Below are 20,367 nucleotides of genomic sequence, written 5' to 3' on the forward strand. Positions count from 1 at the left end.
TGATAATTTATTATCGAATCGTATCACGCACCGTGGCGCGCATGCGCCAGCAGGCTGCCGTGCCGGCCCAGCGCCAGCGACAGCGCGTACAGCACGCCCAGCGACAAGGTGATGGCCGCCGAAGGCGCGATGCCCCGGTGGAAAGACGCCACCAGCCCCGCCACGCTGCCCGCCAGCGCCACCGCCGCGGCCAGCGCCATCTGCGGCCCCAGGCCCTTGGCCCAGAAGCGCGCCGCGGCGGCGGGCAGCACCACGAAGGCCACCGCCATCAGCGTGCCGAGCGCGTGGAACCCGCCCACCAGGTTGAGCACCAGCAGCAGCATGAACACGCCGTGCGCCAGCGCACCCTGCCGCCCCATGAGGCGCAAGAAGCCGGGGTCGTAGCACTCCACCGCGAGCGGGCGGTAGACCAGCGCCAGCGCGAACACCGACACCGTGGCGATGCCCGCGCCCAGCAGCAGCGCCGTGTCGTCCAGCGCCAGCACGGAGCCGAACAGCACGTGCAGCAGATCGACGCTGGAGCCGCGCAGCGAGATCAGCAGCACGCCCAGCGCGAGCGAGATCAGGTAGAAGGCCGCGAAGCTGGCGTCCTCGCGCAGCGCCGTCCAGCGCGTGACCAGCCCGGCCAGCGCGGCGACCAGCAGGCCCGCGAGCAGGCCGCCCACCGCCATGGCCGGCAGCGAGAGCCCGAACAGCAGGTAGCCCAGCGCCGCGCCAGGCAGGATGGCGTGCGCCATCGCGTCGCCCACCAGGCTCATGCGCCGCAGCAGCAGGATGGTGCCCAGCGGCGCCGCCCCGACGCTGAGCGCCACGCAGCCGGCCAGCGCGCGCCGCATGAAGCCGTAGTCCGCGAAGGGCGACCAGAGCTCGCCGATCAAGCCGCCACCGCTTCCGTGGCGCCGGTGAGCGCCGCCAGCGCCTGCGCCGTGTCGCCCCAGGCCAGCACGCGGCCGTCCAGCGCCAGGGTCTGCGGGAAATGCGCGCGCACCAGGGCTAGGTCGTGCAACACCGCGATCACGGTCCGGCCCTGCGCGTGCCAGCCGGCGACCAGGCGCAGCAGGTCGGCCTGCGTGGGCGCGTCGATGCCGGCGAACGGCTCGTCGAGCAGCACGATCGGCGCGTCCTGCACCAGCAGCCGCGCGAAGCGCACGCGCTGGAACTGGCCGCCGGAGAGCTCGCCGATCCACGCGCCCTCGCGGCCTTGCAGGCCCACGTCGGCGATGGCGCGCCGCACGCGCTCACCCCCCTGCGGCGACACCGCCCGCAGGCCGCCGACCTGCTGCCACAGCCCCATCGCCACGAAGTCCTCCACCGTCACGGGGAAGCCGCGGTCCACTTCGCTGGCCTGCGCCAGGTAGGCCAGCGACGCGCGCGGGGGCGCGCACTCGATGCGGCCCCGGCGCAGCGGCAGCAGGCCCAGCAGACCTTTGAGCAGGGTCGTCTTGCCGGCGCCGTTGGGCCCCACGACGGCCACCAAACTGCCGGGCGGGAAGCGGCCGGTGACGCCCGTCACCACGTCGCGCCCCCGGTAGCCCAGGCTGACCCCGTGCAAAACGAGGCCGTTCACCGCAGCGCCCACAGCACCACCCCCCAGAGCATGGCCGAGGCGCCGCCCGCCAGGACGCAACGCGTGGTGGCGGACATCCGCATCAGGCTGGCGCCGGTGCTTCTCGCGGGCTCTTCAGGGTGGGGCGAACTCATCCATAGAATGATAATGGATGGTCATTATTGATGGCGGCCGGCGGCACCATCGATGCTACGTTATCCATAGCTTCCAGCGATTGCTGCACGGGCACTGGAGCCACTTTTCACTCAAAATTCCGGGCAGCCGGCGCGCTCACTCCAGCCCATCCTCCACCAGCTCGCTGGCGCGCAGCAGGGCGCGCGCCTTGTGCTCGGTCTCGCGCCATTCCATCTCGGGCACGCTGTCGGCCACCACGCCGGCGGCCGCCTGCACGTGCAGCATCTGGTCCTTGACGATGGCGGTGCGGATGGCGATGGCCAGATCCATGTCGCCGGCGTAGCTGATGTAGCCGCAGGCGCCGCCGTAGATGCCGCGCTTGACGGGCTCCAGCTGGTCGATCAGCTCCATCGCGTGCACCTTGGGCGCGCCGGTCAGCGTGCCGGCGGGGAAGGTGGCCTTGAGCACGTCCATGCCGGTCACGCCGTCCTTCAGGATGCCCTCGACGTTGCTGACGATGTGCATCACGTGGCTGTAGCGCTCCACGGCGAAGGCCTCGGTCACCTTCACGCTGCCGGTCTTGGCGATGCGGCCGATGTCGTTGCGCGCCAGGTCGATCAGCATCACGTGCTCGGCGCGCTCCTTGGGGTCGTTCACCAGCTCCACTTCGGTCGCCTTGTCGGCCTCGGGCGTGGCGCCGCGCGGGCGCGTGCCGGCCAGCGGGCGGATGGTGACCTTCTGGCCCTCGGGCGTGGTCTCCTGCCGCACCAGGATCTCGGGGCTGGCGCTGACCACGTGGAAGTCGCCGAAGTCGTAGTAGATCATGTACGGCGACGGGTTCAGCGAACGCACAGCGCGGTACAGCGACAGCGGCGACTCGGTATAGCGCTTGCTGATGCGCTGGCCCACCTGCACCTGCATGAAGTCGCCGGCGGCGATCAGTTCCTTGGCGCGCAGGACGGCGGCCAGGTAGTCGGCCTTGGCGAAGCTGCGCTCGGCCGGGTAGTTGGTGCTGGGCTTGACCTGCGGCGCGCTGACCGAATAGCGCAGCTGCTCGCGCAGCGTCTTCAGGCGCTTCTTGGCGCGCGCGTAGGCCTCGGGCTGCGCCGGGTCGGCGTAGACGATGAGGTAGAGCTTGCCCGAGAGGTTGTCGATGACCGCCAGCTCCTCGCAGTGCATCAGCAGGATGTCGGGCGTGCCCAGGGTGTCGGGCGGGCAGGTGGCTTCCAGCTTCTTCTCGATGTGGCGCACCGCGTCGTAGCCGAAGTAGCCCGCCAGCCCGCCGCAGAAGCGCGGCAGGCCGGGCCGCAGCGCCACCTTGAAGCGCTGGCGGTAGGCATCGACCACGTCCAGCGGGTTGCCGGCGTACGTCTCCACCACCTGGCCGTCGGTCACTACCTCGGTGCGCGCCGCGTCGCCGAAGCCGCTGGCCCGCACGATGGTGCGCGCCGGCAGGCCGATGAAGCTGTAGCGCCCGAAGCGCTCGCCGCCGATGACGGACTCCAGCAGGAAGCTGTAGCGCCCGCCACCCGGACCGCCGGCCAGTTTGAGGTAGAGCGACAGCGGCGTCTCCAGGTCGGCGAACGCCTCGATCATGAGGGGGATGCGGTTGTAGCCCTGGCCGGCCAGGCTCTTGAATTCCAGTTCGGTGATCATGGTGTGCACTCGGACGGGGCTGGCGATTGAAAAAGCGCCCCGTGGTTCGTCTTATGCGGGTGCGGCGGCGGCGCTGGCCGCCACGCTGGGCGCCCCTTGCGGGCGCGGTCACAAGTCAGCGCGCTGGCTTGCGCCAGGGCCATGCCCCCTGGGCGGTGGCACCCAGCGGCGAAGCGACGTTGTGCGGAGCGAACATGCGCGGCAGTGTAGCAAATGAAATGCGCCCGGGGGCGCGCCGCTTCCACAGGACCCATGCCGGGAGATCGTCGAGCGGCGCCTCGCATCGCTCCGCGCCCAGCTCGCCAAGCTGGCGGCGGCGCAAGAGCGGCTGGCAGCCGTCCTGCGCGAAGGGCGCCCAGCGCAGCCGGAAGGCGCGTGCGCGCGCCTGGAAGCCTGGGGCGGCTGATATTTTGATAGCTGCTCGCGCGCGGCCCGCCTGCGTTTCAGATACTTTTGACTGGAAACCTCGCTGATCCGGCTGCGGGCGTCAGGGCGCGTCTCACGGTGCCAAGCTCTTGAGTCCCGGCTCGGCGACGAGGGCGTGAGTTCGGGGCGGCGGCCAGCCGCGAAGCCGATGCGCCCCGCCGTCCACCTCGTGCGAGGCACGGCAGGCCGGCGCCCGCGGGGAAGCGCGGCAGATGCGCCCTCCGCCCACATCCGGCATGGCATTTGTCCGGCACGCGCGCGGGCGCCGGCAAGGTGCAATCGGGCTTCACCCCGACGGCGGCCCATCCGCCCACCCGGCCCGCCCCCGCTGACAAGGAAACTCCCATGCTGATCCGCATCGGCTACGACATCGAACTGGCGCTGAACAGCCCCACCACCCTGCTCGGCGCGCTGCACGTGCACCCGTCGCGCGCGCACGACCTGCAGGCGCCGGAGGCGTTCACCGCCGACCCGCCGCTGCCGGCTCGGACCTACCGGGACGACTTCGACAACACCATCACCCGCATCGACGTGCCGGCCGGCGTCGCCAGCCTGCGCCTGCGCAGCCACGCGCTGGTGGCCGACAGCGGCCAGCCCGACCCGGTGCGGCCCGGCGCTCGCCAGCACGCGCTGCACGAGCTGTCACCCGATCTGTTCCGCTTCCTGCTGCCCAGCCGCTACTGCGAAGTGGACAGCGCGCTGATGGCCTTCGCCTGGGGGCGCTTCGGCAACGTCCCCGAAGGCTGGGCGCGCGTGCAGGCCATCTGCGACTACGTGCACGGCCACCTGCGATTCGACTACCAGCAGGCGCGCGCCAACCGCACCGCGCTGGAAGGCTGGCGCGAGGGCGTGGGCGTGTGCCGCGACTTCGCCCACCTGGCCGTCACGCTGTGCCGGTGCATGAACATCCCGGCGCGCTACGCCACGGGCTACCTGGGCGACATCGGCATCGCGCCGCTGCCCGACCCGATGGATTTTTCGGCCTGGTTCGAAGCCTGGCTCGACGGCGGCTGGCGCACCTTCGACGCCCGCCACAACGTGCCGCGCATCGGCCGCGTGGTGATGGCGCGCGGCCGTGACGCCGCCGACGTGCCGATCACCATGGTGTTCGGCTGGCACCAGCTGAAGAGCTTCGAGGTGGTGACCGAGGAGTTGCCGGCGCCCGTCGCCGCCCCCGATCGACTGGCCCGCCTGGCGGCCTAGTCAACAGCGCTTGGCCGCACGGGACTGCGCATTGCTCCACGCTTTCGCCAGCCTGCAAAGCCGCAACGAGGCGGGTCGCGTCCGAATGTGAAAAACCCCATGGACAGGGAGTGTCCCCGGGGCGGACACTCCGGCGCTCCAAACGAACGGTCGTCCTATTTTTGCGGGCAGGCCGTTTTTCCACATTCCGGAGATTCCACATGACCCGTTCCCCAGCGATCGATCGCCGCCGCCGCGCCCTCGCCTTCGCGGCCCTGGCCGGCCTGGCCGGCACCCCGCTGCTGCCGCGCACGGCCCGGGCCGCCACGGCGGGCGGCGTGGATTTCGCCGAGCAGATCAAGCTCGGGCCGCATGCCCTGGTGCTGAACGGCGCCGGCATCCGCTACAAGACGGTGTTCAAGGTGTATGCCGCCGGCCTCTACCTGACGCAGAAAAGCAGCAGCGCCGAGGACGTGCTGGCCGCCCCCCAGGCCAAGCGAATGCACATGGTGCTGCTGCGCGACATCGACGCCGACGACATCGGCAAGCTCTTCGTGCGCGGGCTGCAGGAGAACATGCCCAAGGGTGTCTCGGCGCAGCTGGTGCCGAGCATCCTGCGCGTGAGCCAGGTGTTCTCGGAGTACCGGCGCCTGCACGAGGGCGACACCATCATCAGCGACTGGGTGCCGGGCACCGGCACGGTGGTGACGGTGCGCGGGCAGTCGACCGGGGCGCCGATCCCCGAGCCCGCCTTCTACCGCGCGTTCCTCTCGATCTGGCTGGGCGCCAAGCCGGCCGACTGGACGCTGAAGGACCAGCTCCTGGGCAAGTCGCCCAACGCGGCGGCCTGAGCCTGCGCCGGCCGGCTCCTCAGCCGGCCTGGGCCTGCGGCTCCTCGGTCGCCAGGTAGAACCACTCGCGGCCGACCTCCGCCTCGGGGTAGGGGAACAGCACGCAGCCCGCCCGCGGCGCGGCCACGGGGCGGCCGTCGGCGCGCACGCCGATGACGTCGCCCGCCTCCACGGCGTCGAAGCTGTGCCAGTCGCGCGCCAGCCGGTCGCCGGGCGATTCGCGCAGCACCACGTCCCGCAGCCGCGTCGAAGGGCCGGTGAAGGGCGCCGGCGCCTCCACGTGCGCCAGCCCCAGCGCGGCCAGCGCGCCGTGCAGCGCGCGCTCGGCCACCTCGATGGCCTCCGGGTCCGCGTGCTGGCCGCATTCCAGCGTCACGGCATAGCCGCCCTGGCTGCGCATGTACTCGTTGGTGCCGATGCCTTCCTCGTCCGGCGGTTCGCCGCGCGCGCGGGCGGCGCGGTCGTACACCTCCAGCCAGCCCTCGACCACGCGCGGCGCGCCCAGGGCGCGCGCCAGCGCCATCTCCTCGCGGGCGCGGGCGAAGGGCTCGCGCGGGCCGCTGTTGTCGCGCGGGCCGACCATGGCGAAAGGGTCGCCGGGCGTGTGGAAGGAATGCAGGTCCAGCAGCGCGTCGTGCGCGGCCAGCACGGGCGCGAGCTGGCGCGTGACGCGGTCTTCGTAGTCGCGCGGGTCGCTCCGGGGCACGAAGCGGCGGTTCAGGTTGCGCTCGCCCTCGCGCGTGTTCCGCCGGAAGGCCAGCGGGTTGGCCACCGGCACCAGCGTCAGCCGGCCGCGCGCCAGCACCAGGCGGCCGTGCAGCAGGTCGTCGAAGGCGCGCGCGATGGCGTGCGCGCCGCACACTTCGTTGCCGTGCACGGCGCCCATGACCACCAGCGCCGGGCCGGGGGCCAGCGCCGTCCAGGTGTGCCATTGCAGCACCTCGGGGTTGTGCATGGCCCGCTGGAGCAGTTCGTGTCCCGCGTTCACGTCGATCCGACCTCCTGCATCGCGCCATTGTGCAGCCATGCCGCCGCTTCGGCCATGCTGTCGAAGCAGGCGTCGGCGCCCGCCCCCTCCACCGGCTCGCCGTGGTTGTAGCCGTGGCGCAGCAGCACCACCGGGCAGCCGGCGGCGCGGGCGGCGGCGGCGTCATTGCTGGAGTCGCCCACCATCAGCGTGCGCGGCGGCGCGGTGCCCAGCGCCTTGCAGGTCTCCAGCAGCGGCAGGGGGTCGGGCTTCCTGCGGGCGAAGCTGTCGCCGCCGAACACGTGGCCGAAGAAGCCGTCCAGCCCCTTGGCGGCCAGCAGCGGCCGGGCGAAGGCCAGCGGCTTGTTGGTGAGGCAGGCCAGCGGCAGGCCCCGGTCCCGCAGGGCGCGCAGGCCCCGCACGGCACCGGGATAGACGGTGCTGTGGCGGCCGTTGACGCGCAGGTAGGCGCGCTGGTACAGCGGCCAGGCGCGCGCCAGCGCGGCTTCGTCGGGCGCGCCGGCCTGGCCCAGCGCCAGCACGGCGCCGATCAGGTGCTCCGAGCCCTTGCCCACCAGCCGGGCGATCTGGGCGCGCGGGACGGGCGGGCGGCCGAGCGCGGCCAGCATCTCGCCCAGCGCCGCCTCGAAGTCGCCCAGGGTGTCCACCAGGGTGCCGTCGAGGTCGATGATGCAGGCGTCGATGGGCTGCGGCAGGGTCATGCGGAACGGTGCTTTCATGAAATGCGAAACCGATACTGTAGGCGCCTGTCGCCATGCGCGCGCATGCCGGCGCGCGGGTGTGCCTGCCGGCGGCGGTGAGCGCGCGGGCTGGACGTGGGCGCGATGGGGAAGACCACCATCGTGCTGAGGCGGCGCGCCTGGGTTTTTTACGTCAAATTGGGCTTTAGAGCCCGCCCAGCAAGCGCCGACAGCTACTATTTCAATAGCTCCCGCCGCATCTCCGCGATGACGGCGGCATAGTCCTTCTGCCCGAAGATCGCGCTGCCCGCCACGAAGGTGTCTGCCCCCGCATCCGCCACCCGGCGGATGTTGCCGGCCTTGATGCCGCCGTCCACCTCCAGCCGGATGTCCTTGCCCGAGGCGTCGATGCGCCGGCGCACCTGCTCGGTCTTGCGCAGCGCGCTGTCGATGAAGCTCTGCCCGCCGAAGCCGGGGTTCACGCTCATGACCAGCACCAGGTCGATGTCGTCGATCAGCCAGTCCAGCACATCCAGCGGCGCGGCCGGGTTGAACACCAGCCCCGCCTGGCAGCCGGCCGCCTTGATGGCCTGCACGCTGCGGTGCGCGTGCGGGCTGGCGTCGGGGTGGAAGCTGATCAGGTCCGCGCCGGCCTGGGCAAAAGCCTGGGCCAGCGCATCGACCGGCTGCACCATCATGTGCACGTCCAGCGGCACCGGGCGGCCGTCGGGCGTCCTGGCGTGCGGCTTGATGGCCTGGCAGATCATCGGCCCGAAGGTCAGGTTGGGCACGTAGTGGTTGTCCATCACGTCGAAGTGGATCCAGTCGGCGCCGGCGGCGATGACCTGGGCCACCTCCTCGCCCAGCCGCGCGAAGTCGGCCGACAGGATGGAGGGGGCGATGCGGTAGGAGGTGCTCATGGCCGGCGATTTTCGCCGACGCGCGCGGCACCGGCCGGCCGCTACCATTGCGCCATGCCCAAATACCAGTTCAGCGTGGAAGTGGAGCCGCAGTTCCTGCCCGAGCAGTCGGAGCCGGACGGCGGGGTCTGGGGCTTCGCCTACACCATCACCGTGCGCAACACGGGCGAGGTGGCGGCGCAGCTGGTGTCGCGCCACTGGATCATCAGCGACGCGCGCGGCCACACCGAGGAGGTGAAGGGCCTGGGCGTGGTCGGCCAGCAGCCGCTGCTGAAGCCCGGCGAGGCGTTCCAGTACACCAGCGGCTGCCGCCTGCGCACGGCGAGCGGCACCATGCACGGCAGCTACTTCTGCGTCGCCGAGGACGGCGAGCGCTTCGAGGCGCCGATCCCCATGTTCGTGCTCGACGCCGGCGGCCTGGGCGGCAGCACCCGCGTGCTGCACTGACGGGCGGGCACGGTGGCCGGCGCCCAGATCGACCTGGCGGAGCTGCTGCGGGCGCTCGACCCGCAGGCGCCGCTGCCCGAGCGCAACCTGTGGCTGGCGCGCCTGCTGGCCTGGGTGCGCGGCGACGCTGGAGACCCCGAGGCCGCGGTGGCGCGCGTGCGCGCGCTGCTGGACGCGGCCGAGGTGCGCCCCGAGTGGCTGGCGAACTGGCGCCGCTGGTGGCAGGCATTCCTCACCTCGATGGACGCCACGCCGCTGCTGGCCGACCTGGGCTTCGCCCCGCGCGCCTCGCTGCCCAGCGAGGCGGCGCACCGCCTGCGGCGCAAGCTGCTGCCGGTGGCGCCGGACACCACCAACCTGGGCGAGCTGTTCACCCTGCTGCTGCCCACCGAGTTCGACGCCCGCTGGCTGCGCGCGCTCGACGAGCCGACGCTGCGCCGCCTGCGCGCGGTGCTGTTCCCCCCGACGACCGACGCGCACGGCCCGGACTACGCGCTGCGCACGCTGCTGGACGCCACGGCCTTCGCCGTCAGCCAGATCAGCGCCGTCGGGCAGTCGGCCGACATCCGCACCCGCATGTCCAGCGAGGAGCGCTACCAGCGCGCCTTCCCCGAGCTGCCGATGGTGTTCGAGACGGTGCGCCAGGCGGCGCTGGCCAGCGGCCGGCAGGGCGCGCCGGCGCTGATCGCCATCGCCCGGCTGCGCGAGCAGCTCGAACTCTGCCGCTCCGCCGCCTCCACGGTCTACGCGCACCTGCAGGAGCACGGCATCTCGGTGCACATCGAGTTCCAGCTGCGGCAACTGCGCCAGCGCATCGTGCGCGTCAAGGCGCTGCTGCTGTGCCTGGAGACGGACGCGCCGGCCCAGGCCACGGCGCAGCTGCTGTCGCACCTGGTGCGGGTCAGCCGCGACAGCGCCAGCCTGCGCGCGCTGCTGGCCTCCAGCACCGAGCTGCTGGCCAGCCGCGTGACCGAGCGCAACGCCGAGACGGGCGAGCACTACATCGCCCGCAGCCCGCGCGAATACGCGCAGCTGCTGGGCGCCGCGGCGGGCGGCGGCGCGGTGCTGGCCTTCACCACCTGGACCAAGCTGATGCTGGGCGCGCTGGCGCTGTCGGCCTTCTGGGGCGGCTTCGCGGCCGGCGCCAACTACGCGCTGTCGTTCGTCGTCATCATGCTGCTGCACTGGACCGTGGCGACCAAGCAGCCGGCCATGACGGCGCCGGCCATGGCCGCGCGGCTGAAAGACATGAGCGCCGCCCGGCCGCCCGAAGGCGCTCGCACCGAAGCCCGCGAGGGCGAAGGTGTTTCAGGGTACTCGCCCGGCGCGGTGGCGGACTTCGTGGACGAGGTCACCTACCTGCTGCGCTCGCAGTTCGTGTCCATCGTGGGCAACGTGGGGCTGGTGGTGCCGGTGGTGCTGCTGCTCTCCGCCCTGCTCGGCCTGGCGGGCTGGGACGGCGTGATGACACCGGCCAAGGCCGAGGGCATCCTGGCGCACCACCACCTGCTCGGTCCGACGGCGCTGTTCGCCGCCGCCACCGGCGTGCTGCTGTTTCTCTCCAGCCTGATCGCCGGCTGGGTGGAGAACTGGTTCGTGTTCCAGCGGCTCGACGCCGTGATCGCCTACCACCCGCGCGTAACGCGGCGGCTGGGCGCCGGGCGCGCGCGGCGCTGGGCCGCCTACTGGCGCGGCCACGTCTCCGGCTGGGCGGCCAACGTCTCGCTCGGCCTGATGCTGGGGCTGGTGCCGCCGGTGCTGGGCTTCTTCGGCATCCCGTTCGAGGTGCGCCACGTCACCCTGGTGGCCGGGCAGCTCGCCGCCACCGCGCACGAACTGGGCACCGGTGTACTTCACCGCCCGGAATGGTGGTGGGCGGTGGGCGGCATGGCCGCCTGCGGCCTGTTGAACGTGGCGGTGAGCTTCACGCTGGCCTTCCGCCTGGCGCTGGCGGCGCAGAACGTGCGCGGCGTGAGCCGCCGGCGCGTCTACGCGGCCCTGGGGCGGCGCCTGCTGCGCCAGCCCCTGGCCTTCGTGCTGCCGGTGGCGCCGCGTCATCGATAGGGGTTAGCATCCCTCTTGACCCCCTGTCTGAAGGATTCGAGATTTGACCGATGCATCGCCGGCCGGATGGGCCGGCAAACTCAGCCTGCTGCCCGGGTCGCTGGCCCTGGAATGGGCCCTGCTGCTGGCGCTGGCGGCGCTGGCCGGACACCTGGTGCAGCGCACCACGAAGCTGCCCAAGATCATCGGCCACGCCGCGGTCGGCGCCGCGGCCGGCTGGCTGGGCCTGGCGGGCGCGGCCTGGCCGCTGGGCGGCATCGGCCTGTTCCTGCTGGAGATGGGCATCGCCGTGGTGCTGTTCGAATGCGGCGCGCGGCTGTCGCTGCGCTGGCTGGGTCACAACCCGATGGTGCTGGTGCAGAGCCTGGCCGAGTCGGTGCTGACCTTCGCCGCCGTCTATCTGTCGCTGCGCGCGCTGGGGCTGGAGGTGCCGGCGGTGCGCGCGCTGTCGGTGATCGCCGTGGCGGCCTCGCCAGCGGTGCTGATGCGGGTGATGCTCGACCTGCGCGCCAACGGCCCGGTGACCGACCGCGCGCTCGCGCTGGCGACGCTGAACACGCTCTACGCGCTGACCCTCGGCACCGCCCTGCTGCGCACCATCGACCGCGGCGACGGCACGATGCTGGCCTCGGTCGGCTCGTCGGTGGCGGTGCTGGGCGTCTCGCTGCTGTGCGGCGCGGTGCTGGCCGGCCTGCTGATCGCCGCGCTGCGCGTGCTGAACCCGACCAGCCAGGACACCGCCATCGTGGTGCTGGCGCTGCTGGCCGTGTGCGCCGGCGTCACCACGCCGCTGGGCGGCTCGGCGCCGCTGGCGGCGCTGCTGGGCGGCATCCTGCTCAAGCGCCTGTACCCGAGGCCGTGGGTGTGGCCGCGCCAGCTCGGCACGGCGGCGGCCATGCTGAACATCCTGATGCTCGTGCTGGTGTCCGCCACGGCGGCGCGGGCCGGCTGGAGCGGCGCCGTCCTCTGGGCCGCCCTGGCGCTGGTGGGCGCGCGGTTGCTGGCCAAGGCGGCCTGCATCGCGGCCACCGGCGTGGGCAGCGGCATGGCGCTGAAGAAGTCGTTCTGGGTCGGCATCGCCATGGTGCCGATGTCGGCGGTGGCGCTGCTGCTCACCTCGCAGTTCGTGGCCGCCTCGCACGGCGTCGGCGCGCAGGTGGCGGCCATCGCGCTGCCGGTGATCCTGTTGACGGAGCTGCTCGGCGCCGCGCTGGCCACCCTCGCCTTCCGGCGCAGCGGCGAGGCCGCGCCGCCCACGCGCGGCAGGCGCATCCCGTCCTTCGGGGAGGATACGCGGCCATGAACGCAGAGAGCAAAGCACTGGGCGAATCCACCCTGCCGCCGAGCGACGATCCGCCGCCCAGCCTGGCGCCTTTCGGCCAGTCCGAGGCGCTGACCATCGGCGTGGAGCTGGAGCTCCAGCTCGTCAACACCAACGACTACGACCTGGCGCACTACGCCGACGACATGCTGCGCCTGATGGCGCGCCGCGACCTGCCCGGCAGCGTGGTGCCGGAGATGACGGCCGGCATGATCGAGATCTCCACCGACGTCTGCCGCACGGCCGACGAGGCGCTGGGCCAGCTCACGCGGATCCGCGACGCGCTGGTGCACAGCGCCGACACGCTGAACATCGCCGTCGTCGGCGGCGGCACGCACCCGTTCCAGCAGTGGCACCAGCAGCGCATCTACGACAAGCCGCGCTTCCACCAGCTCTCGCAGCTGTACGGCTACCTCAGCCAGCAGTTCACCATCTTCGGCCAGCATGTGCACGTGGGCTGCCCCGACGCCGACACCGCGCTCTACACGCTGCACTGCATGTCGCGCTACATCCCGCACTTCATCGCGCTGGCCGCCTCCAGCCCCTACGTGCAGGGGCAGGACACGGCGTTCGACTCGGCGCGGCTGAACTCGGTGTTCGCCTTCCCGCTGTCGGGCCGCGCGCCCTGCGTGCTGACCTGGGACGACTTCGGCCGCTACTTCGACAAGATGACGCACACCGGCGTCGTCAAGAGCATGAAGGACTTCTACTGGGACATCCGCCCCAAGCCCGAGTACGGCACCATCGAGGTGCGCGTGTTCGACACCCCGCTCACGGTGGAGCGCGCCGCCGCCCTGGCCGGCTACGTGCAGAGCCTGGCGGCCTGGTTCCAGAACGAGCGCCCCTTCGCCCCCATCGAGGACGACTACCTCGTCTACGCCTACAACCGCTTCCAGGCCTGCCGCTTCGGGCTGGACGCGGTGTACGTCGATCCCGTCACCGGCCGCCACCTGCCGCTGCGCGAGCACCTGCTGGAGACGATGGAGCGCCTGCGCCCCTTCGCCGAGGGCTGCCAGGCCGGCGGCGCGCTGGCCGCGCTGCGCCAGGAGGTGCTGGACAACCGCAACGACGCCCGCTGGCTGCGCGAGCGCCAGGGCCGCGAGCAGCTGCTGGGCGAGGTCATCCGCCAGGCCGCGCTGCGCTTTCGCGGCGCGTGACATCTGACGCACCTGATACACGCCGCACCCGTGCAGGCGGCGCGCCGATGCCCCAGAATCCGCTCCCATGACCCTGCGCATCGGCATCTCGGCCCGCCTGCTGCACAACCCGGCGCCCGGCCTGGGCCTGCCCAGCAAGCGCATGCAATTCCTCGAAAGCGGCATGGCCCAGTGGATCATGTCGCACGGCGTGGTGGCGCTGATGATCCCCTTCATCGACGAGGCCCTGCCCCGCCTGTACAAGCGCCCGCCGCTGCACGACCTGGTGGACCAGCTCGACGGCCTGGTGCTGCAGGGCGGCATCGACATCAGCCCCGCCACCTACGGCGAGAAGCCCTGGCAGGACAAGGCCGAATACGACCCCCTGCGCGACGAGTACGAGCTGGACCTGCTGCGCGGCTTCATCGACGCCGACAAGCCCGTGCTGGGCATCTGCCGCGGCTGCCAGCTGCTCAACGTGTACTTCGGCGGCACGCTGATCCAGGACATCCCCAGCCAGTGGCCCGGCGCCATCCGCCACGTGGACACCGAGCGCTACGACCGCCTGGTGCACGAGGTGCACTTCATGCCCGGCTCGCGCCTGGGCGCCATCTACGGCCACGAGCCGCGCCGCATCACCAGCATCCACCACCAGTGCGCCGGCCGCCTGGGCAAGGGCGTGGCGCTGGAGGCGCGCAGCCCCATCGACCTGGTGCCCGAGGGCCTGCGCCACACCGGCCACCCCTTCGTCATGGGCGTGCAGTGGCACCCCGAATTCCACTTCAACGGCGGCGCCGGCGACGGCGTGCTGGACAGCGGGCCGCTGATGATGGCCTTCCTCAAGGCCGCCGCGCGCCGCGCCGGCCGCATCCGCCAGTTCGCCGACGGCGTGGCGCGCGTCAGGGACAGGATTCTGTGACGCGCGGCCTGGGCGAGTTCGAGCTGATCGAGCAATTTTTCAAGCCGAATCGACCTCCAGCGCCCGCCAGTCAAGCGCCAGCAGCTCCTGAATCCATAGTGCTCGGCATCGGCGACGACTGCGCGCTGCTGCAACCCGCGCCCGGCATGCAGCTGGCCGTCAGCAGCGACATGCTGGTCGAGGGCCGGCATTTCTTCGCCGACGCAGACCCCGCCGCGCTCGGCCACAAGGCGCTGGCCGTCAACCTGAGCGACCTGGCAGCCATGGGCGCCGAGCCGCTCGCCTGCACCCTGGCGCTGGCCCTGCCGCCCGAGCGCGCGCGCGACGAGGCATGGCTGGCCGCCTTCGCCGGCGGCCTGCGCGCGCTGGCCGACGCGCACGCCTGCCCGCTGGTCGGCGGCGACACCACCGCCGGCCCGCTCAACCTCTGCATCACCGTGCTCGGCCAGGTGCCCGCCGGCCAGGCGCTGCGGCGAGGCGGCGCGCGCCCCGGCGACGAGCTGTGGGTCAGCGGCACCCTGGGCGACGCGCGCCTCGCCTTGCTGGCGCTGCGCGGCGACATCGCCCTGCCGCCGCCCGCGCTGGCCGCCGCCCGCCAGCGGCTGGAGCGCCCCACGCCGCGTCTGCCCCTGGGCCGCGGCCTGCGCGGCATCGCCAGCAGCTGCATCGACCTGAGCGACGGGCTGGCGGGCGACGTCGGCCACCTCCTCGCCGCCTCCGGCGTGGGCGCCGTCATCGACGCCGACGCCGCTGCAAACTTGATAGCTGTCATCGCTTTCCTGTCGGGCGCTGGAGGCACTTTCGACCTGAATTTCCGGCGGAGCACCGTACTGACCGGCGGCGACGACTACGAACTGGCCTTCACCGCCCCGCCCGGCGCCCGCGCCGCCGTCGAGCGCGCCGGCGAAAAGGCCGCCACGCCGGTCACCCGCATCGGCCGCATCGAGGCCGCGCCCGGCCTGCGCCTGATCGATGCCGCCGGCCGCCCCGTCGAGGACGGCTTCCGCTCGTTCGACCACTTCGCCTGAAGGTCCGGGCAGCCCAGCCGCCCGCCCTTGCCCCGCCTCCCATCGATCTTCGTGCGCGCCAGCGTGCCTGGGTGCATGCAGAGGAGAGGCACTTGTGCGGCAGCTCCGATTCGAATATATTGAATAAAAATTCAATATATTGGAGTGCAATAAATGGATGCTGTTCTTTTGGAGCGCCGTGGCCGCACGGGACTCATCACATTGAACAAGCCGGCCAAGCTCAATGCATGGGATCAACCGATGCGTGATGCCATCGTGGCAGCGCTGCGCGTTTATGACGCCGACCCAGCAATCGGCGCCGTGGTAATGACCGGCGCGGGCGAACGCGCTTTCTCCGCCGGCCAGGACTTCGCCGAGGCGCACGACTTCGACGCCGAACGGGCGGAGAGCTGGATCCGCGAGTGGGAAACCTTTTACGGCACGCTGCGGCGCCTGACCAAGCCCATCGTGGCCGCGCTCAACGGCACGGCGGCGGGCTCGGCCTTCCAGGTAGCGCTGCTGTGCGACATCCGCGTGGGCCACGCCGAGGTGAAGATGGGCCAGCCCGAGATCAACTCCGGCATCGCCAGCATCACCGGGCCGTGGATCATGAAGGAGATCCTGGGCATGTCGCGCACCATCGAGCTGACGCTCACCGGCCGCATGATGGAGGCGCAGGAGTGCCGCGAGATCGGCCTCATCCACAACTTGGTGCCGCGCGAGCAGGTGCTGCCCAAGGCGCTGGAGATCGCCGAACAGCTCGCCGCCAAGGCCCCGCTGGCCATGCGCCTGGACCGCGCCTGGTTCGCCGACATGACCGAGGCGGGCTTCCGCCAGACGATCGATGCCGCCATCCGCTCGCACCGCGAGTCCTACGCATCGGGCGAGCCCGCCCGCAAGATGGAGCGCTTCATGGCCGAGCGCGGCCACGCGCTGGGAGGGGCCCGGCCATGATCGAGATGCCGCCGGTCGGCGACGAGACGCTGCGCCGCATCATGGACCGCCGGGCCAAGGAAGACCCGGGCCACGTGCTGCTGAAGTTCCAGGACCGCGACCACACCTTCGGCGCGATCGACGCCCAGGTGAACCGCGTCGCCAACGCGCTGCTGGCGCGGGGCCTGCAGCCCGGCGACCGCGTGGCGCTGATGCTGCCCAGCCACCCGGACCACCTGGTGGCGATCCTTGCGCTCGCCAAGGTCGGGCTGGTGCGCGTGCCCATCAACACCAGCTTCAAGGGCGCGTCGCTGGCCCACCCGTTCGAGGCCTTCGCGCCGCGCGCGCTGATCGCCGACGCCGCCCACGCCGAGGTGCTGGCCGAGGCGCTGCCTGCTGGCGCGGTGGAAATGCTGTTCTGGCGCGGCGGCGCGCAGGACGGCTTCGCCGCGCTGCTGGCCCACGCCGACAGCGCCCCGCCCGCCGTGGAGCCGGGGCCGGACGACATCATTGCCCTCACGCCCAGCTCGGGCACCACGGGCGCGCCCAAGGGCGTGAACAAGTCCGACCGCACGCTGCGCGCCGGCCCCATGGGCACGCTGCGCCTCACCGGCGCGCAGCCGGGCGACGTGTTCCTGCTGTGGGAGTCGCTGCACCACGGCGCTGGCGTGGCCGTGTGCATCGCCGCCATCCTGCAAAAGCTCACGCTGGCGATGGTGGAGAAGTTCAGCGCCTCGCAGTTCTGGGAGCAGTGCCGCCGCAACGGCGTCACGCACATCCACTACCTGGGCGGCGTGCTGCCCATGCTGCTCAAGCAGCCGCCGAAGGACAACGACCGCGACCACACGGTGCGCATCGCCTGGGGCGGCGGCTGCCCGCCCGAGGTGTGGGACGTGTTCTCCGAGCGCTTCGGCGTGGAGATGCGCGAGGGCTACGGCCTGTCGGAGATGATCACCTTCGTCACCGTCAACCCGCAGGGCCCCAAGTTCTCCATCGGCCAGCCGCTGTCGTATTTCGACCTCCAGCTCACCGACGACGAGGGCAACGAGGTGCCCGTGGGCCAGCCGGGCGAGATTCTGCGTGCGCTCGCGCGTGCCGGGCCTGCAGTTCCTGGGCTACTTCCGCAACGAGGCCGCCACCGAGGCCGCGCGGCGCGGCGAGTGGTTCTGCAGCGGCGACCTGGCGCGGCGCGACGAGGCGGGGTACTACTACTTTGCGGGCCGCAAGAAGGACACGGTGCGCCGGCGCGGCATCAACATCTCGGCCTGGGAGGTCGAGCGCGTGATCGGCGAGCACCCCGCCGTCGCCGAATGCGCGGTGGTCGGCGTGCCCAGCGAACTGGGCGATGAAGAGTTGAAGCTTTTCGTGCGCCTGGCCGAAGGCGCGGAACTCGCGCCGCAAGCGCTCGTGGACTGGTGCAAGCCGCGCATGCCGGCCTTCCAGGTGCCGCGCTTCGTCGCCTTCATCGGCGAATTCCCCAAGACCCCGACGCAGCGCATCCGCAAGAACGAGCTGCCCCGCGACCTCATCGGCGCATGGGACGCCGAACAACCCAGGAGTTAACCATGATGAAGAAGTACCTCAAGCACTGTCTGGCCGCCTGCGTGGCGGCGCTGGCCTGCACGGCATCGTTCGCCCAGGACTACCCTTCGCGTCAGGTGACGGTGGTCGTGGGCTACGCCGCCGGCGGCGCGGTGGATGCTGTCGCGCGCCTCATGTCGCAGAAGCTCGGTGATGCGCTGGGCAAGCCCTTCGTGGTGGACAACAAGGCCGGTGCGTCCGGCAACATCGGCGCGCAATTCGTGGCCAAGGCGCCGGCCGACGGCTACACCCTGCTGATGGCACCGGTCACCACCTACGCCATGAACTCACTGCTGTACCCAGCCACCACGGGCTACCACCTCGCCAAGGACTTCACCGGCGTTTCGCTCGTCGGTTACCTGCCGCTGGTACTGGTCGTCAACGAAGCTTTGCCCGTGCGGTCAGTGGCCGACCTGGTGAAGACAGCCAAGGCCAAACCCGGCGGCATGGACTACGGCTCTTCCGGCAACGGCTCCATCGAGCACGTGGCGAGCGAGATGTTCAAGAAGCAGGCAGGCGTAAGCATGGTGCACATCCCCTACCGCGGCGCCGCACCGGCCATCACCGACGTGATGGCAGGGCAGTTGCAGCTGATGTTCGCCACCGTGCCCACTGCCGTGGCCAATCTCAAGACCGGCAAGCTGCGTCCGCTGGCTGTGACCACGCCCAAGCGCATCTCCGCGCTGAACGACGTGCCTACCGCGCACGAGGCCGGCTACCCGGGCTTCGAGGTTGCATCGACCTATGCCATCCTCGCCCCGGCGGCCACGCCCCGGCCCGTGGTAGAGCGACTGAACCAGGAAGTCACCAGGATCCTGGAGATGCCCGACGTGCAGGCCCGCTTCCAGGCCCTGGGTATCGAACGGGCCGGCTCCACGCCCGAAGAAGCCACGCAGCGCCTGGGCCAGGAACTGGGCAAATGGGACAAGGCGATCAAGGAAAGCGCCATCAAGGTGGACTGACGTGGCTTCCGACATCCAGGTCGAGCACCGCGGCGAGGGCCGCGCCCTCGTCACCATCGCCCGGCCGCACCGGCGCAACGCCTGCGACTTCGCAGCCTGGACCGACCTGAAGGCCGCGTTCGAGACGCTGGGCGCGGATCCGGCCGTCAAGCTCATCGTGCTCACCGGCGCGGGCGGCCACTTCTGCGCGGGCGACGACGTGGTGGCCTTCTCCGCCGTCACGGATGAAGCGGAGAAGGACGTGTGGCGCGCGCGCATCCAGGCGTGCTACGCCGCGCTGCAGTCCGCGCCCAAGCCGGTCATCGCCGCCGTCTCCGGCGTGTGCGTGGGCGGCGGCTGCAGCCTGGCCATGTGCTGCGACTTCCGCGTGGGCGACGCCACGGCGCGCGTGGGCGTGCCCGTCGCCAAGCTCGGGCTGGTCTATCCCACCATCCAGTTGCAGCGCTTGGCATGGCTCATCGGCGCGTCGAACGCGCGGCGCTGGGTGTACGAAGCGGCGTTGTACGACGCCGCTGAATCGCATCGCGTGGGCTACCTGGACGCGCTCGCGCCCGGTGATGCGGTGGAGGCAGCCTTCGCCTTTGGTGCCGGCATGGCACAGGCCGCGCCGCTGTCCATCGCTGGCTCCAAAGCGCAGCTCAATGCCGTGCTAGCCGGTCGGTTGGAGCCGGAGCGCGAGCAGCTCGATGCCATGGTGCTGCGCGCGGACCGCAGCGAGGATTTCCGCGAGGCTGCGCGAGCCTTCGCCGAGAAGCGCCGCCCGGTCTTTCGCGGACAATAGGGAGAATGACCGCCAAGAGAGCCCCGGCCCGCCCCGACGCCGATTCGCCGCTGTACGTGCAGTCGGTAGCCAAGGCGATGAAAGTGCTGACGGCCTTCGACGGCTCCAAACGGCAGCTCTCCCTCACAGAAATCGCTGCGCTCGCCGACCTGGACAACAGCGCCGCGCAGCGCTTCACCCACACGCTCTCGGCGCTGGGCTACCTCGTCAAGGATCCGGACACGCGCAAGTACGAGCTGTCGGTGCGGCTGCTCGACTTCACCTACCACTACCTCGCCTCCAACGAGCTGCTGCACCGAGCGACTCCAGTGCTGCGCGAGCTGGCGCAGGAGACCGAGGAAGCCTGCAACCTCACAGTGCCAGACGGACCGGACATCGTGGTCGTCTCGCGCATCATCAGCCGCAACGTCATCCACCCCAACGTAATTGTCGGCACCCGCCTGCCCGCCTTCTGTACGGCGCCCGGCCTGGCCATTCTGTCCACCTGGCCGCCGGACAAGGTGGACGCCGTGCTGGCCGCCAGCCGGCTCGAGAAATACACGCCCCACACCATGACCGATCCGCGCCGCATCAAGGCCCGGCTGCTCAAATGCGCCGCCGCCGGCTATGCGCACACGCAGAACGAGTTGTTTCCCGACGACATCTCCACCGCCGCGCCGGTGCTGGACGCCCACGGACGAGCCATTGGAGCGCTGAACATCGCCATGTCCAGCGCGCGCTGGGTCGCCGAGCATTCGGAAGAGCGGATCGCACACCTGCTGCGGGCGGCTGCGGCGTCCGTGTCGGTCCCGCAACTGCCTTCACGCCGCTTGCGCGCTTGATCGGCGGCGCC

At 71.4% G+C, this 20,367-nt stretch carries 21 protein-coding genes; 14 read left to right on the forward strand and 7 right to left on the reverse strand.

What is annotated here, in order from left to right; all coding sequences use genetic code 11:
• Positions 1-23 precede the first annotated feature (23 nt).
• The 4 genes from QM772_RS09340 to trpE all read right to left on the reverse strand — a co-directional run bounded on the left by QM772_RS09340 (position 24) and on the right by trpE (position 3,337).
• On the reverse strand, positions 24-836 hold the full coding sequence (locus tag QM772_RS09340) for a metal ABC transporter permease (RefSeq protein ID WP_415139533.1): 813 nt from the start codon (positions 834-836) through the stop codon (positions 24-26).
• Positions 837-874: 38 nt separating this feature from the next.
• A complete protein-coding gene (locus tag QM772_RS09345) occupies positions 875-1,579 on the reverse strand; it encodes a metal ABC transporter ATP-binding protein (RefSeq protein WP_415135745.1) in 705 nt (234 codons plus the stop codon).
• Positions 1,564-1,701: a hypothetical protein gene (locus QM772_RS09350; protein ID WP_415135747.1), complete on the reverse strand. Its 138-nt coding sequence runs from the start codon at positions 1,699-1,701 to the stop codon at positions 1,564-1,566. The genes QM772_RS09345 and QM772_RS09350 overlap by 16 nt, the downstream gene beginning before the upstream one ends.
• Before the next feature lie 136 nt (positions 1,702-1,837).
• A complete protein-coding gene (gene trpE, locus QM772_RS09355) occupies positions 1,838-3,337 on the reverse strand; it encodes an anthranilate synthase component I (protein WP_415135749.1) in 1,500 nt (499 codons plus the stop codon).
• A 771-nt stretch (positions 3,338-4,108) separates the two neighbouring features.
• On the opposite strand from trpE, the gene QM772_RS09360 reads away from it, so the two are divergent.
• Entirely contained in the window at positions 4,109-4,966 is an 858-nt protein-coding gene (locus QM772_RS09360; RefSeq protein WP_415135751.1) for a transglutaminase-like domain-containing protein, read from the forward strand.
• A gap of 200 nt (positions 4,967-5,166) precedes the next feature.
• Positions 5,167-5,796 carry a chalcone isomerase family protein gene (locus QM772_RS09365; RefSeq protein WP_415135753.1) on the forward strand — a complete coding sequence of 210 codons (630 nt, stop codon included), beginning with the start codon at positions 5,167-5,169 and terminating at the stop codon, positions 5,794-5,796.
• Positions 5,797-5,815: 19 nt separating this feature from the next.
• Here QM772_RS09365 and QM772_RS09370 read toward each other — a convergent pair whose 3' ends face one another.
• From QM772_RS09370 to rpe, 3 genes are all read right to left on the reverse strand, one after another.
• The gene (locus QM772_RS09370) at positions 5,816-6,751 is read right to left on the reverse strand and encodes a succinylglutamate desuccinylase/aspartoacylase family protein (protein WP_415139535.1); all 936 of its coding nucleotides are present in this window, start codon (positions 6,749-6,751) and stop codon (positions 5,816-5,818) included.
• A 29-nt stretch (positions 6,752-6,780) separates the two neighbouring features.
• The gene (gene gph, locus QM772_RS09375) at positions 6,781-7,503 is read right to left on the reverse strand and encodes a phosphoglycolate phosphatase (protein WP_415135755.1); all 723 of its coding nucleotides are present in this window, start codon (positions 7,501-7,503) and stop codon (positions 6,781-6,783) included.
• 197 nt (positions 7,504-7,700) lie between these two features.
• Entirely contained in the window at positions 7,701-8,384 is a 684-nt protein-coding gene (gene rpe, locus QM772_RS09380) for a ribulose-phosphate 3-epimerase (RefSeq protein ID WP_415135757.1), read from the reverse strand.
• A gap of 54 nt (positions 8,385-8,438) precedes the next feature.
• On the opposite strand from rpe, the gene apaG reads away from it, so the two are divergent.
• The 12 genes from apaG to QM772_RS09440 all read left to right on the forward strand — a co-directional run bounded on the left by apaG (position 8,439) and on the right by QM772_RS09440 (position 20,356).
• Positions 8,439-8,831 carry a Co2+/Mg2+ efflux protein ApaG gene (gene apaG / locus QM772_RS09385; RefSeq protein ID WP_415135759.1) on the forward strand — a complete coding sequence of 131 codons (393 nt, stop codon included), beginning with the start codon at positions 8,439-8,441 and terminating at the stop codon, positions 8,829-8,831.
• Between the two features lie 12 nt (positions 8,832-8,843).
• The gene (locus QM772_RS09390; RefSeq protein ID WP_415135761.1) at positions 8,844-10,895 is read left to right on the forward strand and encodes a recombinase; all 2,052 of its coding nucleotides are present in this window, start codon (positions 8,844-8,846) and stop codon (positions 10,893-10,895) included.
• Positions 10,896-10,938: 43 nt separating this feature from the next.
• Positions 10,939-12,198: a cation:proton antiporter gene (locus QM772_RS09395; RefSeq protein ID WP_415135763.1), complete on the forward strand. Its 1,260-nt coding sequence runs from the start codon at positions 10,939-10,941 to the stop codon at positions 12,196-12,198.
• Positions 12,195-13,373 (forward strand): YbdK family carboxylate-amine ligase, encoded by a 1,179-nt coding sequence (locus QM772_RS09400; RefSeq protein ID WP_415135765.1) that lies wholly within the window; start codon positions 12,195-12,197, stop codon positions 13,371-13,373. The genes QM772_RS09395 and QM772_RS09400 overlap by 4 nt, the downstream gene beginning before the upstream one ends.
• A gap of 67 nt (positions 13,374-13,440) precedes the next feature.
• On the forward strand, positions 13,441-14,271 hold the full coding sequence (locus QM772_RS09405; protein ID WP_415135767.1) for a gamma-glutamyl-gamma-aminobutyrate hydrolase family protein: 831 nt from the start codon (positions 13,441-13,443) through the stop codon (positions 14,269-14,271).
• Between the two features lie 8 nt (positions 14,272-14,279).
• Positions 14,280-15,299 carry a thiamine-phosphate kinase gene (gene thiL / locus QM772_RS09410; RefSeq protein ID WP_415139536.1) on the forward strand — a complete coding sequence of 340 codons (1,020 nt, stop codon included), beginning with the start codon at positions 14,280-14,282 and terminating at the stop codon, positions 15,297-15,299.
• Between the two features lie 153 nt (positions 15,300-15,452).
• Positions 15,453-16,232 (forward strand): enoyl-CoA hydratase/isomerase family protein, encoded by a 780-nt coding sequence (locus tag QM772_RS09415; RefSeq protein WP_415135769.1) that lies wholly within the window; start codon positions 15,453-15,455, stop codon positions 16,230-16,232.
• Positions 16,229-17,560, forward strand: a complete 1,332-nt coding sequence (locus tag QM772_RS09420; RefSeq protein ID WP_415135771.1) for an AMP-binding protein — start codon at positions 16,229-16,231, stop codon at positions 17,558-17,560. Before QM772_RS09415 ends, QM772_RS09420 begins: the two co-directional genes overlap by 4 nt.
• On the forward strand, positions 17,493-17,774 hold the full coding sequence (locus QM772_RS09425; protein ID WP_415135773.1) for an AMP-binding enzyme: 282 nt from the start codon (positions 17,493-17,495) through the stop codon (positions 17,772-17,774). The genes QM772_RS09420 and QM772_RS09425 overlap by 68 nt, the downstream gene beginning before the upstream one ends.
• A gap of 2 nt (positions 17,775-17,776) precedes the next feature.
• Positions 17,777-18,754 (forward strand): tripartite tricarboxylate transporter substrate binding protein, encoded by a 978-nt coding sequence (locus QM772_RS09430; protein WP_415135774.1) that lies wholly within the window; start codon positions 17,777-17,779, stop codon positions 18,752-18,754.
• 1 nt (position 18,755) lies between these two features.
• Entirely contained in the window at positions 18,756-19,535 is a 780-nt protein-coding gene (locus QM772_RS09435) for an enoyl-CoA hydratase/isomerase family protein (protein WP_415135776.1), read from the forward strand.
• Positions 19,536-19,540: 5 nt separating this feature from the next.
• The gene (locus QM772_RS09440; RefSeq protein ID WP_415135778.1) at positions 19,541-20,356 is read left to right on the forward strand and encodes an IclR family transcriptional regulator; all 816 of its coding nucleotides are present in this window, start codon (positions 19,541-19,543) and stop codon (positions 20,354-20,356) included.
• Positions 20,357-20,367 lie beyond the last annotated feature (11 nt).

This window comes from Ottowia sp., from assembly GCF_047601385.1.
GTDB lineage: Bacteria > Pseudomonadota > Gammaproteobacteria > Burkholderiales > Burkholderiaceae_C > Ottowia.